General features: G+C 74.6%; 7 protein-coding genes. 3 read left to right on the forward strand and 4 right to left on the reverse strand.

Going from position 1 to position 12,442, the window contains the following annotated elements; translation table 11 throughout:
- Nucleotides 1-34: 34 nt before the first annotated feature.
- Nucleotides 35-3,211 carry a choice-of-anchor M domain-containing protein gene (locus OHL10_RS05595; protein ID WP_265521192.1) on the reverse strand — a complete coding sequence of 1,059 codons (3,177 nt, stop codon included), beginning with the start codon at nucleotides 3,209-3,211 and terminating at the stop codon, nucleotides 35-37.
- A 178-nt stretch (nucleotides 3,212-3,389) separates the two neighbouring features.
- On the opposite strand from OHL10_RS05595, the gene OHL10_RS05600 reads away from it, so the two are divergent.
- A complete protein-coding gene (locus tag OHL10_RS05600; RefSeq protein WP_265521193.1) occupies nucleotides 3,390-5,798 on the forward strand; it encodes a beta-galactosidase in 2,409 nt (802 codons plus the stop codon).
- Here the strand turns inward: OHL10_RS05600 and OHL10_RS05605 are convergent.
- From OHL10_RS05605 to OHL10_RS05615, 3 genes are read right to left on the reverse strand one after another with little or no spacing between them, the layout of a single operon-like run.
- On the reverse strand, nucleotides 5,795-6,568 hold the full coding sequence (locus OHL10_RS05605; RefSeq protein WP_265521194.1) for an ABC transporter ATP-binding protein: 774 nt from the start codon (nucleotides 6,566-6,568) through the stop codon (nucleotides 5,795-5,797). The two genes, OHL10_RS05600 and OHL10_RS05605, sit on opposite strands and share 4 nt — an antisense overlap.
- 1 nt (nucleotide 6,569) lies before the next feature.
- On the reverse strand, nucleotides 6,570-7,628 hold the full coding sequence (locus OHL10_RS05610) for an ABC transporter substrate-binding protein (protein WP_265521195.1): 1,059 nt from the start codon (nucleotides 7,626-7,628) through the stop codon (nucleotides 6,570-6,572).
- A 49-nt stretch (nucleotides 7,629-7,677) separates the two neighbouring features.
- Complete coding sequence (locus OHL10_RS05615) at nucleotides 7,678-8,751, reverse strand: FecCD family ABC transporter permease (protein WP_265521196.1); 1,074 nt, start codon at nucleotides 8,749-8,751, stop codon at nucleotides 7,678-7,680.
- Between the two features lie 70 nt (nucleotides 8,752-8,821).
- Between OHL10_RS05615 and OHL10_RS05620 the strand changes: the two genes are divergently transcribed.
- The gene (locus tag OHL10_RS05620) at nucleotides 8,822-10,594 is read left to right on the forward strand and encodes an ABC transporter ATP-binding protein/permease (protein WP_265521197.1); all 1,773 of its coding nucleotides are present in this window, start codon (nucleotides 8,822-8,824) and stop codon (nucleotides 10,592-10,594) included.
- Nucleotides 10,591-12,396 carry an ABC transporter ATP-binding protein gene (locus OHL10_RS05625; RefSeq protein ID WP_265521198.1) on the forward strand — a complete coding sequence of 602 codons (1,806 nt, stop codon included), beginning with the start codon at nucleotides 10,591-10,593 and terminating at the stop codon, nucleotides 12,394-12,396. Before OHL10_RS05620 ends, OHL10_RS05625 begins: the two co-directional genes overlap by 4 nt.
- Nucleotides 12,397-12,442 lie beyond the last annotated feature (46 nt).

Raw genomic sequence — 12,442 nt, forward strand, 5'->3', positions numbered from 1 at the left:
GGGCGTCGCGACGCCCCCGCCCGCACCGAGCACGCTACGCCGTGCCGCGCCGCCGGCGGCGCACCACCACGAGCGCGACCCCTGCCACGGTGAGCAGCAGCGCGAGCCCGAGCGCCGCGAGCTGCGCACCGCCCGTGCTGGCGAGGCCGCCCACCATCTCGGCGCCCGACCCCGCGGTGCCTGATCCCGCGGTGCCTGATCCCGCGTCGCCCGACTCTTCGTCGCCCGACCCGGCGTCGTCCGCCGGGGGAGCGTCGGTCTGCGCGACGGTGACGTCCGCCCAGCCGATCAACGACTCGTCCGCGGCGTAGACCGCGAGCCGGTGCGTACCGAGCGGTGTGTCGGCCGGGATGCGCACGGTGATCGCCCCCGCGCCGTTCGCCGGCGTCCAGTCCTCGTTCAGCAGCGTCGGCGTGGAGAACAGCCAGGCGGCCGCCCACCCGTGGGCGTGCTCCCGGCCGAGGTCGACCACGAGGAAGTCCCCGGGCGTGACCGTCGTGGACCCGAGCTCGATTCCGCCCTCGGGCGTGCCGTCGAGGTCGGTCGCGGTCCGGTCGCGCGGAGCATCGCTTGGCGCGCCCGGCACGGGCTCCTCGTCCTCACCGGGCTCCGGGTCCGGGTCGCCGCCCTGGTCCGGGTCGGTTCCTGGGTCGGGATTGGGGTCGGTTCCTGGGTCCGGGTCCGGGTCCGGGTCCGGGTCCGGGCCGGGGTCCGTCGGGTCCGAGTCCTTGACGGTCATGACGACCGGCGAGGACGGGCCGTAGGCGATCGAGCCGTCCGGTCGCACGACGGCGACGCTGAGAGCCGCGCCGTCGAGTGCCGGTGCCGCCGCGAGCTCGTACGTCGCCGACGTCGCGCCCTGGACCGGCGCTGGCTCGTCGGCCCCCGGGAGCTGGACGAACCACTGGAACGAGTCCAGGACGGTCTCGGGCGAGACCTCTGCGGTGACCTCGATCGGCTCGCCCGCGGTCGCGGTCAGCGCCCCGTCCTGCACCTCGGGCCCGGTGATCGACACCACCTGCAGCGGGGCAGCGCCGTGGTCGTCCACGAGGATCGTCACGGGCTTGGCGACCAGGTTCTCGCCGCCGCCGGCGAAGGACAGGGTGGCTCGGACCTCGACGCCGTCGAGCGCCTGCTCCGCCACGAGGGCGTGGCTGAGCCCGGAGGCGTCCGGGACCGCGGTCCACTCGTCGGTGCCGGGCCACCTCCACTCCCAGGCCACCGAGTCGCCGTCGGCGAGGCCCGGGTCGGCGACGACCTTGAGGCCGATGTCGCCGCCCTGGTGGTAGTGCCCGCCGAGCGACTCGAAGAAGAACAGCTGTGTGTCGGGGTCGGCGTCGAAGACGGTCAGGTTCTGGTAGTACCAGCCGGCGGGGCCGCCGACGAGCGGGCTGTCGTCGGGCAGGCGTACCTCGAACCCGAGGGTCCATCCGTCGTGGTGGGCCTCGAGCGGGAGCTCCACGGTCAGGTCGGACGGGTCAGAGCCCTCCTTCAGCTCCACCGTGTCCATGGTCATGGTCTCGCCGTTCCACGTGAACATCTCCCAGGAGTAGGTGGCGCCGGCGAGCTCGGGGTAGACGTCGGCGGTCACGTTCAGGGTCTGCCCGGTGCGGTACACGCCCTGCAGTCCCTGCAGCATGACCTCGCGCGCCGGTACCGCCTTGCGGACGGGGTCGCTCTGCGCGACGACGCGGCCGTCGCGCACCGTCTGGACGACCCAGGTCACCGAGTCGTTGAACGCGAACTCGGGCCGCACCCGCAGCGTGGTGGCGTCGACGCGCGTGGTGAGGGGGTCGGCCGACGTCCACGGGTCCGAGCTGAAGCGGTAGGCGAGGCGGACCTCGTCGCCGTCGGCCGGCGGGTCGTCGAGGGTGAACAGCACCTCGTCGCCCAGGTACAGGTCGTCGGCCGGGAACGAGCCGGTGAGGGGAGCGACGTCGGACTCGACGGTCAGCGTGACCCACGACGACCGTGTCACGGTGGTGGATCCCTGCCGGATGCTCACGGAGACCTCGTAGCCGTCGTGGGACCTGTCCAGAGGGAGCGTCAGCCTGCCCGCTGCCTCCTGGCCGCCGGTCCCGGTCAGGGCGTAGGAGGACTCGACGCCGACGGGGCGCCACGCCCACCGGTAGGTCTGGCCCTCGGCGAGGGTGTGTCCTACGACGCGTGCTTCGAGGACGTCCCCGACCTGGTAGGAGGACGCGACGCCGGCGATGCCGAACTCGTCTCCCGAGCCGTCGCTCACGGTGACCGTGGTCGGGTCCGAGGTGGAGGGCCGGGCGAGGTTCGCGACGGACGGCACGTAGACGGCGGTGAGGTCGTGCCGACCGACCGCCGGTGCGGTGGTCGTCAGGACGGCCGTCCCGTCCGAGAGCGCGTCGTGCCCGAGCACGGTGCTGCCGTTGCGGAACTCCACGAATCCTCGTGCGTCCGCCGGGCTCACCTGTGCGGTCAGGGTGAGCGGGTCACCGGTCACGAGCTCGGTGGACGACGTGGCGAGCGTGGTTGCCGTCTCGACCGCGTCGGGAAGGTCGCCGACGACGAAGGTGTAGGTCGCCTGCGCGGTCTGCTCGGTGCCGTCGACCGTCACGGCGCCCTCCACCCCGAGCCGGTAGGTGCCGGGAGCGGTGAAGGCCCAGTTGGCGTGCAGGTGAGTGCGGCCGGCTTGGAAGCTCCGGATGTCGTCGTCCCGCGACGACCACAACCGCTGAGTGCCGTTCAGCCCGCCGCCGGTGAAGACCTCGAGGTCACCAGGGCCCTCGACGTCTGTCAGGGTGAAGGTGGTGCGGTTGTCGTCGATCGCGCCGGACGCGACGGACTCGGTGTTGAAGCCCGGCCACAGGCGACCCGCACCAGGGTTCGACTCCGGCGCCGTCCACACCGTCGACCCGACCGGTGCGATGAACTCGAACCCGGCGGTCACCACGCGCTGCGCGTCGTCCTCCAGGTGGAACCAGACGTCGTCCGCGGCGAAGCGTGTGCCGTTGCCCTCTGCCACGTCGGCCTTGGACGCGAGGGAGAACCGACCGTCGTCGAGGAACGTGGACACCGCGTCGGTGTGGACGCCCCCGACGACCCGGATCTGGGTGGGTGCGGGAGCGGGGCCCTCGGCCGCGAACGCGGCGGTCGGCACGCTCAGCGCGCCGCCGACCGCCACGGTCAGCGCCGTGAGGATCGCGGCGGCACGCCGCGGTGGTGAGTGGGTGGTCATCGAGTCCGTCCTTCGTCGTGAGGTCGTCGCCGTGATGGGCGATCGGCGTGATGCTCTGCGACCGTCGCAGTAGTTGCTAGAGAGAATCAATATCAGTAAGGCGGCGGGTCGCACAATCGACATCCAGCCGTGCGTCGACGAGCTCGTGCGCGCAGGCGGCCCGGATACGGTGACGGCCATGACCGCACCGATCTCTCCTGCCGTGCTGCCCCCGGACCGCTCCGCTGACCAGGACCAGGAGGTGCTCGTCACGCGCTGCGCAGGCTGGTCGGTCCCGGAGAACCGGCCGGCCATGGCGAACGACGTGGACCGGCACGCGCGGGTCGGGCTCACCTCCCGCCACCTGCTGCGCGACGGTGCGCCGTGGATCCCGGTGTCGGGGGAGATCCACTACTCGCGGGTGCCGCGTGCGCGGTGGCGCGAGCGGCTGGCCCTCCTGCGCTCGGGGGGCGTCGACGTCGTGTCCACGTACGCCGTGTGGATCCACCACGAACCGGTGCGCGGTGAGCCGAGCTTCGCCGGTGACCTCGACGTCGCGGCGTTCGTGCGGCTGTGCGGCGAGCTCGGCCTGCACGTGGTGCTGCGTGTGGGCCCCTGGGTGCACGGCGAGGTCCGCAACGGCGGTTTCCCCGACTGGGTGCAGCGGGCGCCGGTCGCCCACCGCACCGACGACCCCGCCTACCTCGACCTGTTCCGCGGCTGGTTCGAGGCGCTCGGCGCGCAGGTCGGTCCGCTGTGCGGACCCGAGAGCCCTGTCATCGGCATCCAGCTTGAGAACGAGCTGCCCGACCAGCCCGCGCACCTGGCCACGTTGAAGGCCATGGCGCGCGCGGCGGGGCTGAGCGCACCGCTGTGGACCGCGACGGCCTGGGGCGGGGCGGACCTGCCCGCGGGCGAGGTGCTCCCGCTGTACTCGGGGTACGGCGACGGGTTCTGGGTCGAGGCGTCGGCCCCGTGGGACGCGACGTTCCGCGCGCACTACCTCTTCTCCCACGTGTGGGACGACCCGGGTGTGGGCGCCGACGTGCGGGGGACGGCCGCGAGCGAGGTGCAGGTCAGGGACCGCGACGAGACGTTCCCGCCGGCGACCTGCGAGCTCGGCGGCGGGATGGCCACGACCTACCACCGCCGCCTGGTGCCCACGGGGGCGGACATCGCCGCCGTCGCGCACACCAAGCTCGGCAGCGGATCGATGTGGCAGGGGTACTACATGTACGCCGGCGGGCTGAACCCGCGCGCGGGCGGTCCCGTGCAGGAGTCGCACGCGACCGGCTACCCCAACGACCTGCCCGTGTTCGACTACGACTTCCACGCCGCCGTCGGCGCGGCGGGCACGCTCGCGGAGAGCCATGCGGCGCTGCGGCGCCAGCACGCCGTCCTCGCCGCGTTCGGTGACCGGCTCGCCGGCATGGGATCGCACCTGCCCGACGTCGTCCCGCACGGCGTCGAGGACACCTCCACCCTGCGGTGGGCCGTGCGCTCGGACGGCCGGTCCGCCTTCGTGCTCGTCGCCTGGCACCAGCCGCACGTCCCGCTGCCGACCCTGCGGGGCGTGCGCCTGGCGGTGGAGCTGGCCCACGGGCGCGTCGAGATCGGGCACGACGGCCTCGACGTCCCGCCCGGCACGCTCGCCTGCTGGCCCGTGGGTCTGCCGCTCGGGCCGCATGACGGTGCGACGCTCGAGGCCGCATCGACGCTGCGGTGGGCGACCGCCTCGGTGCTCACGACGCTGCCCGACGGGACGCTCGTGCTCGTGGCCGAGCACGGCCTCGACGCCGACCTCGCCCTCCCGCCGGGTGCCGTCGTGTCCGGCGACACGGTCGTGCCCGGTGACGGTGAGCACCTCGCGCCCGGGGTGCACCGCGTGCCGGGCCGCACGGGCGGCGTCGTGCACGTCGAGCACGAGGGTCGCTCGGCGCGGGTCGTCGTCGTGGGGGCCCAGGACGCGGGCCGCGTGTGGGTGCTCGACGGCCCGCGCGGCCGCGAGCTGCTCCTCGCCGACGACCCCACGTGGGTCGACGACGGTGGGCTCGTGGTGCGCGCCGCGACCCGGCCCCGCGTCCTGCGCTACGACCACGGCTGGCAGCCGCTCGCCCTCGCACCCGACGCGGACCCGGGCCGCTCGCGCACGGTGCGTACGACCCTCGAGAGCACCTGGACGCCGCCGCCCGCCTCCTACGGCTCGCACGCGGGACGTGCGTCCGCGCCCGGCCAGGACGTCCTCGACGAGCACGGCTCGGTGCACCGCCTGCACGCCGTGGGGGAGCCGGCCGCCGCGGTGCGCCGGACGCTGCGCGTCGAGTGGGCCGGGGACGTCGCCCAGCTCCTCGTCGACGACGAGGTCGTGGCGGACCGGTTCTGGGACGGCACACCGTGGGACGTGGACCTCGACGTGCTCGACGGCGCGCGCGGCGACCGCCTGAGCCTGCGCGTGCTGGCGCTGGACCCCGGCGCCGAGGTGTGGCTGCCGGCGGACGCGGCCGACCGCCGGCGGTCCGTCGCGGGTCCGCTGCACGCCCTCGACGCCGTGACGCTCGAGCGCACGGTGTGCTGGCGCGCACCGCTGACCGGTGGCGCGGAGGGCTAGCCGGCCCGGGCCGCGGCGTCGGGCAGCGCGAGGACGAGCTGTCGGACGCCGTCGATCTCGAGGGGCGTGACGGCGACGCGGTAGACGGGCTCGAGCACCGCGGGGGTGAGCACCTCGGCGGGGGTGCCGGTCGCGACGACCTCGCCGTGGTCGAGGAGCACGAGGGTGTCGCAGTAGCGCGCGGCGAGGTTGAGCTCGTGCAGCACGACCACCGTCGTCAGGCCGAGGCCGTGCACGAGGGACAGGACCTCGTGCTGGTAGCGCACGTCGAGGTGGTTCGTCGGCTCGTCGAGCAGCAGGTAGGGGCTGTCCTGGGCGAGCGCCCGCGCGATGAGCACCCGTTGGCGCTCGCCGCCGGACAGGCCGCTCACGCCCCGGTCGGCGAGGTGCGTGACGCCGGTGCGGGCCATCGCCTCGTGGGCGCCGCGACGGTCGTGGGCCGTGTACGACGCCCAGCCGGAGCGGTGCACGCTGCGGCCGAGCAGGACGAGCTCGGCGACGGTGAGGTCGAGGGCCGGTTCCTCCTGCTGGGAGACGAGGGCGGTGCGGCGGGCGAGCTCGGTGGTGCGCAGGCGGCGCACGTCGTCGCCGTCGATGAGCAGCGTGCCCGTGGAGTCGACGGCCTGGACGAACGCGCGCAGCAGGCTCGTCTTGCCGCTGCCGTTGGGTCCGATGAGGCCGACCACCCGGCCGGGGCGGGCCACGAGACCCACCCCGGCCAGGGCGACGGACGTGCCGTAGCGGACCCACAGGTCCTGGGCGGTGAGCACGTCAGTCGAGCTCGGCCACGGCCTGCTGGAGGCGTTCGAGACCGGAGACCGCCGCGGGGGACGCGGTGGACTCGTTCGCCGGGATCCCGATGATCCGGTCCTCGCGCACGGCCTGCAGGTCGCTCGCTCCGGGCTCCGCGAGCAGGCGGGCCTCGGCCTCCTCGTACGTGTCGCCGTGCAGGCCGTAGGCGAGCACGATGACCTCCGGGTCGGCGTCGAGCAGCGACTCGAGCGAGATCTCCAGGTAGGTCTGGGGCTCGTCGCCGTAGACGTTCTCGAGCCCGGCCCCGTCCATGACCGACTGGATGATGCCCGCGCCGCCGTAGGTGCTGATCGGCGAGCTCGTCGAGAAGTAGTACACGGTGGCGGCCGAGCGGGTCTCGGCCGGGGCCTGCGCCTCGACGGCGTCGACACGTCCGCGCAGCTCCGCGACCGTCTCCTGCGCGACGGCCGAGGTGTCGAACAGGCGACCGAACCGGTCGATGTCGTCGAGCACCACGTCGAACGTCACGGGCTCGACCGTGGCGCCGATGTCGTGCCCGCACTCGCCCGTGACGGTGAGCGTGGTGATGCCCGCGTCGGCGAGCGCGGCCGGGTCGGCGTTGAAGAACCCGTACCCGACGACGACGTCGACGCCCGCGCCGATGATCTGCTCGGTCGTGGGGTCGGACGGGTCGATGACGGGCGCGTCGTCGGGCGGTGAGGTCAGGCCGGCGGGCAGGTCGGCCCCGAACTCGCCCGAGCGGGCCGCGATGTGGGTGCTGGCGCCGGCGGCGTCGAGCAGCGCGATCGCGTCGCTGCCCACCGTCATGACGTCGCCGGGGGCGGCGTCGAAGGTCACGTCCTGGCCGCAGTCCGTGAGGGTCAGCGGGTAGGTGGTGGAGGTGCCGCCGTCGGTGCCGTCAGCGGCGTCCGTCGTGCTCGTGCCGTCGGCCGCGGGCGGTTCGGCCTGGCTCGTGGTCGCGCACGCGCCGAGGGTCAGGGTCGCGGCGGCGAGCGTCGCGGCCAGGGCGGTGCGGGGGCTGCGCACGGTGCGGGCGCGGGGGGAGGGGATGGTCATGGTGTTCCTCTCGGGTGGGGTGCTGCTGGTTCGGGATGCGGTCGTGCGGTCAGTGCGTCGACATGCGGTGCACGAGGACGATGAGCAGGGGGGTGCCGAGCAGGGCGGTCAGCACACCCAGCGGGAGCTCGGCGGGGGCGACGACGGTGCGGGCGAGGGTGTCGGCCCAGACGAGGACGACACCGCCGAGCAGCGCGGCGGTCGGCAGCAGCGCGCGGTGGCTGCCGCCGACGAGGCGTCGCGCGAGGTGCGGGATCACGAGCCCGACGAAGCCGATCGCGCCGGAGACGGACACGGCGGTCGCGACGAGGAGCGCGACGAGCACCGCGGCGCCGGCGCGGAAGCGGGTGGGGTGGGTGCCGAGCGAGCGGGCGGTGTCGTCCCCGAGCGCCATGGCGTCGAGGCGGCGCGACCAGGCCCAGAACGCGACGAGGGACACGGCGGTCACGACCCACAGCAGGGCGAGCACGTCCCAGCGGCTCTGGCCGAGCGAGCCGAGCGTCCAGAACAGCACGGCCCGCACCCCGTCGCGGGAGTTGGCGAAGAACACCATGAGGTTCGTCAGCGCACCGAGCGCCAGGCCGACCGCGATGCCGGCGAACACGAGCCGGGAGGGCACGAGCCGTCCGCCGATCCGGGCGACGGCGAAGACGAGCACGATGGCGACGACCGCGCCGACGAACGCGCTGCCGGCGAGCGCGGTGGCCCCCGTGACGGCGCTGAGGCCGAAGAGGATGTGGGCCGCGGCGCCCGCGGAGGCGCCCGAGGAGATGCCGAGCAGGTAGGGGTCGGCGAGCGGGTTGCGCACGAGGGCCTGGATGACGGCGCCCGCGACGGACAGCGCCGCCCCGACGGCGACTCCCGCCAGCACGCGCGGGACCCGCAGCAGCCACACGATGTTGTCCTCCGAGGCGGTCCACCACGTCTCGTCGGGCACGTGCAGTCCGGTGTGCGCGCCGACGACGGCGAGCACGCGCGCCGGGTCGACGCTCACCGACCCGACGCCGACGCTCAGCACGACGGTCGTGACCAGCGCGACGGTGAGGACGCCGAGGACGAGGGTGGGGCGGTCGCGGCCGAGGAGGCGGCGCGGACGGGTGTCCGTCGTTGCTGCGGTGGTCATGGTTGCACATGATACTCATTCTCAGTACTGTTCCCGCCATGCCCGAAAGCACCCCGTCTGCGGTAACCCCATGAAGCCCGGTTCGGTCCACCTGCGCCTGCTCCGGCTGCTCGGCCCGCTGCGCCGGGCGATGGTCGGCCCGTTCCTCCTCGGCCTGCTCGTGTCGTTCCTGCTGCTCGGCCAGGCGTACGCGACGTCCCGCATCTTCGTCGCGCTCTTCTCGGACCCCGTCGGCCCGATCGGGCAGTGGCTCGCGGTCCTGCTCGTCCTGCTGGTCGTGCGCCCCGCCGTCGTGCTCGGGCGCGAACGCCTCACCGTGCTCGCCATGACCCGGGTCAAGTCCGACCTGCGGCGCAGGGTGCTCGACCGCCTCGCCGCCCGCGGACCCGTGCCCCTGACCCGCGAGCGCAGCGGCCACGTCCAGTCGCTCCTCGTCGACGGCGTCGAGAACCTCGACCCGTACTACAGCCGGTACGTGCCGCAGGTGGGCATCGTCGCCGTCAACACCGTCGTGGTCGTCGCGATCCTCGCGGTCGTCGACCCGGTCGTCGCGGCCGCCGTGGGCGCCTGCGCCGTGGCCGTCCCGCTCCTGCCGCGGCTGTGGGACCGGATCCTCGCCGAGCGCGGCTCGTCGCACTGGGCCGCCTACTCCGGGCTGCACGCCGAGTTCGTCGACTCCCTGCAGGCCATGACCACCCTCAAGGCGCTCGGCGCGGTCGAGCGCCGCCAGGCCGCCCTCGCCGACGCCTCCCAGAGCCTGCTCACCCGCACCATGACCCAGCTGAAGGTCTCCCTCGTCGAGTCCGGCATCTCCGCGTTCGCGCTCGTGCTCGGGCCGCTGGTCGCCGTGGTGGTGAGCGTCGCGCGGATCCGCTCCGGGGCGCTCGAGCCCACCGACGTGTTCGTCGTCAGCCTCCTGACGTTCGAGCTCTTCCGACCCTTCCGCGAGCTGTCCGGGTTCTGGCACGCCGGCTACCTCGGCGTCTTCGCGGGCCAGCAGGTCCTCGACGTGCTCGCCCAGCCCGCCGTGCCGCTCCCGGTGCGCCCCCGCACACCTCCCGCCGCGCCGGGCCTCGCCGTCGACCTCGACGACGTGCACTACACCTACCCCGGGTCGCCGCGACCGGCGCTCGCGGGCGTCGACCTGCAGGTGCCCGCCGGGGCCACGGTCGCGCTGGTGGGCCCGAGCGGGTCCGGCAAGTCCACGGTCGCGGCCCTCCTGGCACGCTTCGCGCTGCCCGACGCGGGCGAGGTGCGCGTCGGGGGAGTCCCGACGACGGAGCTCGAGCCCGCCGCGTGCGTCGCCGCGGTGGGGCTCGTCCCGCAGACGCCCGTGCTCTTCCACGGCACGCTGCGCGCCAACCTGCTCGACGGCGCCCCGGACGCCGGCGAGGACGACCTCGTCGAGGTCGTGGCCGTCACCGGGCTGGACCAGCTCGGCGACGGCGACCCGCGGGCGGCGCTCGACCGGGCGATCGGCGAACGCGGCTCCCTGCTGTCCGGGGGGCAGCGCCAACGCGTCGCCGTCGCCCGCATCCTCCTGCGCGGCACACCGGTCCTCGTGCTCGACGAGGCGACGTCCGCGCTGGACGTGCGCGGGGAGCGCACCCTGCTCGACGCGCTCGCCGCCGCCCGCCCCGCCCAGACGCGCATCGTCGTCGCGCACCGCCTCGCGGCCGTGCGGCACGTGCCTACCCTCGTCGTGCTCGCCGACGGCCGCGTCGCCGAGACCGGCGACCACACGTCGCTGCTCGCCGCCGACGGGCGCTACGCCACGATGGTCCGCCACCAGGAAGCCACCACGTCGATCCCGGTGCCCGCCGGGGCGGAGGCCACGTCATGACCACCACCGCAGCGGCAGGCACGACCGCGACGACGTCGCGCGAGCTCGTCGGCGACATCCTGCGCCTGCGGCACCTGCTCGCCTCCCACCGCGCGCTGTTCGTGGCGTCCGTGACGCTCGTCGTCGCGATGCAGGTCTGCGCCGCCACCGTCTCAGCCCTCACGGCCTGGGTCACCGCCCGCATCGCCGCCGACCACCTCGACGGCGTCACGCTCTGGCTGACGCTCGTGGCCCTGACCGTCCTCCTCCTGGGCCTGCTCACCTGGCTCGAGTCCTGGTGGTCGCACGTGCTGGCCTACCGCGTGCTGTCGACCATGCGCCTGGCGATGCACGCCGCCATCGGGCGCATCGCGCCCGGCGGCCTCGCCGGCCGTCGCACCGGCGAGGTCGCGGGGGCGGCGATCAACGACGTCGAGCAGCTCGAGTGGTTCTACGCGCACACCGCCGGCGCGTCCGTCGCCGCCCTGCTGAGCCCCCTGGTGATGGTCTCGGCCGCCGTCACCCTCACCGGACCCGTCGGGCTGCTGCCCGCCGCCGGGCTCCTCGCCCTGCTCGTGCCGCTGTGGTTCCTCGGGCCGCTGCAGGCCCGGCAGGGCGAACGGGTGCGCGCCGAGCTGTCCGCCCTCAAGGCCGACACGCTCGAAGGCGCCCAGGGTCTGCGCGACCTGCTGACCCTCGACGCCGCCGGCCGCCGCACCGACCTCGTCCTCGCACGCACCGCGGACCTCCAGCGCGCCAAGCTGACGTTCGCGCTGCGCGCCGGGGCCGAGTCGGCGCTCGCGGACGCCGTGATGGCCGCGGTGAACCTGGGCATGCTCGCGCTCCTCGGCGCCCGGGTGCGTGACGGCGTCCTGGACCCCGTCGTGGTGCCCGTGGCGGTCGTGCTCGTGTTCCACACGTTCGCCCCGGTCACGGGGGTGTACGCGATGTGGCAGCGCCTCGGCGAGATGGCGGCCGCCGCCCGGCGCGTCGACGACGTGAGCCGCGCGCCGTCCCCGGTGGACGACGACGCCGCGACCGACGAGCCGTTCGACGGCACGGGCGACCTCGAGCTGTCGGGGGTGCGGGCCGGGTACCCGGGCCGTGAGGTGCTGCACGGCGTCGACCTGCGGGTACCGCAGGGCCAGACGGTCGCGCTCGTCGGCGCGAGCGGGGCGGGCAAGTCCACGCTCGCGCACCTGCTCGTGCGGTTCGCCGACGCGCACGCGGGGACGGTGCGGGTCGGGGGCCGCGACCTGCGCACGGTCGCCGCGGACCGGGTCCGGGACCGCATCGTGCTGGTGCCGCAGACGTCGTACGCCATGCGGGCGACGCTGCGCGAGAACCTGCTCCTCGCCCGGCCGGACGCCACCGAGGAGGCCATGGTGGCCGCGCTGCGCGAGGCGGCCCTCGGGGGCCTCCTCGACACGCTCGCCGACGGCCTCGACACCCCGTTGGGCGAGGGCGGCGGCACCCTGTCCGGGGGCCAGCTCCAGCGCCTGGCGATCGCGCGCGGCCTGCTGCTCGACCCGGCGGTGCTCGTCCTGGACGAACCCGTCGCGCACCTCGACGCGCTCGCCGAGGCAGAGCTCAACGCGACGCTGCGCCGCACCCGCCCCGGCCGCACGACCGTCGTCGTCGCGCACCGGGTCTCCACGATCCGTGCCGCCGACCGCGTCGTCCTGCTCGACGGCGGTCGCGTCGTCGCGGACGGCACGCACGAAGACCTGCTGGCCACGTCGCCGCAGTACCAGCGGCTGGTCAGCGAGGAGTCCGCGGGACCGGTCGGTCCCGCGGGCACGTCCGAGCAGGAGAGGGGGTGACACACATGCAGATCGACATCAAGGAGGTCGTCGCGCAGGTCGAGGA

The sequence above is a fragment of the Oerskovia flava genome (genome assembly GCF_026163685.1).
GTDB lineage: Bacteria > Actinomycetota > Actinomycetes > Actinomycetales > Cellulomonadaceae > Oerskovia_A > Oerskovia_A flava.

Excerpts from the sequence above, each read along its gene's own strand:
- OHL10_RS05615 (WP_265521196.1), bottom strand. The coding sequence starts at position 8,751 with ATGACCACCGCAGCAACGACGGACACCCGTCCGCGCCGCCTCCTCGGC.
- OHL10_RS05610 (WP_265521195.1), bottom strand. The coding sequence starts at position 7,628 with ATGACCATCCCCTCCCCCCGCGCCCGCACCGTGCGCAGCCCCCGCACC.
- OHL10_RS05600 (WP_265521193.1), top strand. The coding sequence starts at position 3,390 with ATGACCGCACCGATCTCTCCTGCCGTGCTGCCCCCGGACCGCTCCGCT.
- OHL10_RS05625 (WP_265521198.1), top strand. The coding sequence starts at position 10,591 with ATGACCACCACCGCAGCGGCAGGCACGACCGCGACGACGTCGCGCGAG.
- OHL10_RS05595 (WP_265521192.1), bottom strand. The coding sequence starts at position 3,211 with ATGACCACCCACTCACCACCGCGGCGTGCCGCCGCGATCCTCACGGCG.
- OHL10_RS05620 (WP_265521197.1), top strand. The coding sequence starts at position 8,822 with ATGAAGCCCGGTTCGGTCCACCTGCGCCTGCTCCGGCTGCTCGGCCCG.